The sequence below is a fragment of the Algibacter sp. genome (genome assembly GCF_029245835.1).
Taxonomy (GTDB): Bacteria; Bacteroidota; Bacteroidia; order Flavobacteriales; family Flavobacteriaceae; genus Algibacter_B.
In genome coordinates this window covers 1-5088 of sequence record NZ_JAQWOO010000016.1, presented here as the reverse complement: position 1 = coordinate 5088, position 5088 = coordinate 1, and the positions used below count along the sequence as shown (strand labels likewise).

Below are 5088 nucleotides of genomic sequence, written 5' to 3'. Positions count from 1 at the left end.
ACAGAAGCTTTGGGAACTTTCTTAGCAACCTGATTTCAGGGCTTATCGCATATAGCTTCTTGCCTAAAAAACCGTCTATTAAATTTCAAACTATAAATTCCAATCAAGTTTGCCTGTTTTAATAATCGAACTCAGGTTATTTGGTTGATAAATTTTACGGAAAACTTAATATTTAATGAGGTATTAGGTCATGAAACGTAATGTATTTAATGATTGTTATGTTTTTTAAAAAGATATTATTTGTTATTATTAGCGTTTAAAAAAGAAAAGCAACAATCATCTTATAATAAGATTCATGTTGCTTTTCAACTAACCAACCAACTAATAGACTACTTGTAAGCTAAATTGTTACAAATTAAGGTCTATTATATTTTTATAATGCTTCAGTTACTAAGTTGCCTTGATTTCTAAATACTAACTTATCATCAAACGCATCCAATAGTATCACACTATCTGTAGTTACTTTTCCTGCTAGTATTTCTTTACTTAAAGCATTCAATACTTCTTTTTGAATCACACGTTTTACAGGTCTAGCTCCATATTCTGGATTATATCCTTTTTCGGCTAAATAGGCTATGGCTTCTGGTGTAGCATCAAACGTAATACCTTGTTGAGCTATCATTTTAGTGACGCTTTTTAGTTGTAAACCAACAATATCAACAATGTTTTCTTTACTTAAAGGTGTAAACATAACTGTGTCATCAATTCGGTTTAAAAACTCAGGGCGCACGGTTTGTTTTAACAGGGCTAGCACATCTACTTTTGCGGCTGCAATGGCCGAATCTATATCTTTAGTAGCCTCAAAACGTTCTTGGATTATCGTGCTTCCCATATTTGAGGTCATGATTATTATGGTGTTTTTAAAATCTGCTACACGTCCTTTATTATCTGTTAAATGACCTTCATCTAAAACTTGCAGTAGAATATTAAACGTATCAGGGTGTGCCTTTTCAATTTCATCTAACAGCACTACAGAATACGGTTTACGTCTAACCGCTTCGGTAAGTTGTCCGCCTTCATCATAACCTACATAACCAGGAGGTGCTCCAACTAATCTACTAACTGCATGACGTTCTTGATATTCGCTCATGTCGATACGAGTCATTGCATTTTCATCGTCAAATAGATATTCTGCTAAGGCTTTTGCAAGCTCTGTTTTACCAACCCCGGTGGTTCCTAAAAAAAGAAATGTTCCAATAGGTTTTTTAGGGTTTTGTAAACCAGCACGACTTCGTCTAACGGCATCACTAACAGCTTCAATGGCTTCTTCTTGCCCAACCACACGTTTATGTAATTGATCTTCTAATTTTAGAAGTTTTTCACGTTCGCTTTGTAGCATTTTGGTAACAGGAATTCCAGTCCATTTTGCCACGACTTCAGCTATATCATCATAAGTTACTTCTTCTTTGATTAAAGAGGTTTCAGAGTGTTCATCTAGTTTCTTTTGAAAGTCTTCAAGCTGCTCTTGGGCTTCTTTAATTTTTCCGTAACGAAGTTCCGCTACTTTCCCGTAATCACCTTCTCGTTCTGCTTTTTCAGCTTCTAATTTGAAGTTTTCAATAGCTTGTTTTGTATTTTGGATATTATCTACCACTTCTTTTTCAGACTTCCATTTCGCATTGATTTCGTTGCGTTGCTCTTTAATATTTGCTAAGTCTGAGCGTAGGGATTTTAATTTACTTTCATCTTTTTCACGCTTAATAGCTTCAATTTCAATTTCTAACTGCATGATTTTACGATCTAGAACATCTAATTCTTCAGGTTTAGAATTGATTTCCATACGCAATTTCGCAGCCGCTTCATCCATTAAATCAATCGCTTTATCTGGCAAAAATCGATTTGTAATATATCTTGTAGACAATTCTACAGCACCAATAATAGCTTCATCTTTTATACGAACTTTATGATGTGTTTCGTACTTTTCTTTAATCCCTCTAAGGATTGAAATAGCACTTTCTGTATCAGGCTCATTCACCATTACTTTTTGAAAACGACGCTCTAAGGCTTTATCTTTTTCAAAGTATTTTTGATATTCATCTAAAGTGGTTGCACCAATAGCACGAAGTTCTCCTCGGGCAAGGGCAGGTTTTAAAATATTTGCAGCATCCATGGCCCCCTGTCCGCCACCTGCGCCAACAAGTGTGTGTATTTCATCAATAAATAAAACGATGTCTCCATCACTAGTTGTAACCTCTTTAATTACGGCTTTAAGACGTTCTTCAAACTCACCTTTATATTTTGCACCTGCAATAAGTGCCCCCATATCCAAAGCAAAAATTTGTTTGTCTTTTAGGTTTTCAGGAATGTCACCATCAATAATTCTATGCGCTAAACCTTCAGCAATAGCGGTTTTACCAGTTCCAGGCTCTCCAACTAAAATTGGGTTATTCTTAGTTCTACGTGATAAAATTTGAAGAATTCTTCTTATTTCCTCATCGCGACCAATTACAGGGTCTAGTTTACCGTCTTTTGCTAATTGATTTAAGTTTTTAGCGTATTTATTTAAAGAATTGTAAGTCTCCTCTTGACTTTGAGAGGTTACATTTTCGCCTTTACGCAATTCATCAATGGCCGCTTTTAAGCCTTTTTCAGTAACGCCTTGGTCTTTTAGCATTTGAGCTATTTTACTGTTCGATTTAAAAACAGCTAGAATCAAATGTTCTATAGAAACATAATCATCCTTCATTTTTTTTGCAATAATTGATGCTTCGTTTAAAGTTTTACCAGCTTCACGAGATAACATCAATTCACTACCCGTAACTTTAGAAAAACTTTCTAGTTGCTTCTCTAAGGCTTGTTCTAATATAGAAACGTTTACATTTAATTTCTTTAAAAGAAACGGTAACACGTTTTCGTCAACTTCGAAAATGCCTTTAAAAATATGTTCATTTTCGATTTGTTGATGTCCAAAGCTTTGAGCAATTTGTTGTGCTTGCTGTATGGCTTCTTGCGATTTAATTGTATAATTATTTAAGTTCATAATTTTATATGTTTTTCATTTCCGCGAAAGCGGAAATCTTATTTAACCTTTATTTTTCTTTTTAATTCTTTTACCTCTACATTGAGATTAAGTCAATAATCTTACCAATTGATTTTGATAGACAAAATGTCTGCTCATGTCTTTGTTTTAATGACTTTTTGTCGTTTTTTTCATTTTTTTTGATAAAAATATTTAGGGTTGTATAGGTCATGTATTGGTTGAATTTTAGTTAAGTAAAGCTTCTAATATTATTTTTGATAAATAAAAAAAGATTCTATGCGTTCTATTTTTACTTCTTTGTTTTTCCTTTGTTTACCTCTATGTTTATTAGCTCAAAATGTTCAAGATGATTTTGAGGGAAATGGAACAATTATTTGGGAAGCAGATCCAACTCAAGTTATCGATTTTGAAGTTGCCCATCTTAATCAATTTCAAGAAGGTATTAATACGTCATCCACTGTTTTGAAATACAATGATAATGGAACAGCGTCATATGCCAATATAAGATTTAACATTCAAAGCAATTTTGATCTGTCCACAAATAATACTTTTAGCTTAAAAATTTATATTCCAGAAGGCAGTCTTTCAGGAACTCAGCCTAATAAAATTTCTTTAAAGTTACAAGATGGTGGATTAGGAGAGCCTTGGGTTACTCAAAGTGAAATTATTAAGCCTGTTCTATTAAATCAATGGCAAGAAATTACATTTGATTTTGAATCTGATACATATTTACCAGCTTCGCCAGATCCAACTACCAGAACAGATTTTAACAGAGTTGTATTACAAGTAAATGGTGAAAATAACAATGATGCTGTAATTGCATATATTGATGACTTTCTATACGACGGTACAATTGATGAATCAGAAAATTCTGAATTTGATGAGTTGGTTTGGTTTGATGAATTTGATGACAGTGGTGCAATAAATACAATGAACTGGCATCATCAAACAGAATTAATTGCAGGAGATAGTTGGGCAAATAATGAAGAACAACATTACACTGCTTTACAGCAAAATTCTTATGTAGATAATGGAACTCTAAAAATTAAAGCTATTAGAGAGTCTTATACAGATCAAGAACAGGAAAAACAATTCACTTCCGCAAGATTAAATTCTAAATATGCTTTTAAATATGGAAGGGTAGAAGTTCGTGCTAAATTGCCTTCAGTAGCTGGAACATGGCCAGCTATTTGGTTATTGGGGAAAAATATTAATGAAGATGGCGCATATTGGGACGAAGATTTTGGTACTACAAGTTGGCCTTGGTGTGGTGAAATTGATATCATGGAACCTAATATCGCTAAAACAGAAATGCTAGCAACTTGGCATTGGAATAATGGAGGAGGTTATTTTTACAACAGTAAAGGGATTGCTACGAATAACGCAGATACCTCTCAAAATTTTCATGTCTATAGTTTAGAATGGAATGCAGACAACATGAAAATTTATATGGATAACATATTAATAAACGAAATGGAAACAATAAATCCATTTAACCAAGAATTTTTTATTCTACTAAATCTAGCGATGGGAGGTAATTTAGGAGGTCCTATTGCGGATAGTTTTACTAATGATACCATGGAAATTGATTATGTAAGAGTGTATCAAAAAAGTAATTTATCTGTTTCTGAAGCGGAAACAAATGAGTTAAAATACTACCCAAACCCAGTTGAACATAAATTGAACATCAAATTTGAGCAGATTAATAATCAAATAATTGATATGCATGTTATTGATGTTTTTGGGCGCGTTATTTCTAAACGACAATACGTTATTAATAATTTCATGGTAAGCTATGATACAGACTCTTTAAACTCTGGAATATATTTTGTTAGTTTACATGATAAGGACGGAACCAAAAGTATATTTAAGTTTATAAAGAAGTAATACTATTTCTTTGTAAGTTTTTGCTAAAAATGCGACATTTACTTCATGGGATTAATAAATAAAATGAATATCCGTAATATATCACAATTAAAAATTTATTCATAAATTAGCTAAAAATTCCACCATATGAATATCTTCAGTTTTACAGCAAATTTTGATAGTGAAGCTTCTTGTATCGCTCACTTTAAAGCACATCGTGATAAACTAGGCGTAGTTTGTAA

General features: G+C 32.8%; 2 protein-coding genes and 1 pseudogene. 2 read left to right on the top strand and 1 reads right to left on the bottom strand.

The annotated features are described in order from the left end of the window. Positions 1 to 373: 373 nt before the first annotated feature. On the bottom strand, positions 374 to 2980 hold the full coding sequence (gene clpB / locus P8K68_RS02250; RefSeq protein WP_300247774.1) for an ATP-dependent chaperone ClpB: 2607 nt from the start codon (positions 2978 to 2980) through the stop codon (positions 374 to 376). Positions 2981 to 3256: 276 nt separating this feature from the next. On the opposite strand from clpB, the gene P8K68_RS02245 reads away from it, so the two are divergent. Both P8K68_RS02245 and P8K68_RS02240 read left to right on the top strand, forming a co-directional pair. Further along, a complete protein-coding gene (locus tag P8K68_RS02245; protein ID WP_300247771.1) occupies positions 3257 to 4867 on the top strand; it encodes a family 16 glycosylhydrolase in 1611 nt (536 codons plus the stop codon). 126 nt (positions 4868 to 4993) lie between these two features. After that, positions 4994 to 5088 (top strand): annotated as a pseudogene (locus P8K68_RS02240) (IS1595 family transposase); the annotation flags it as partial.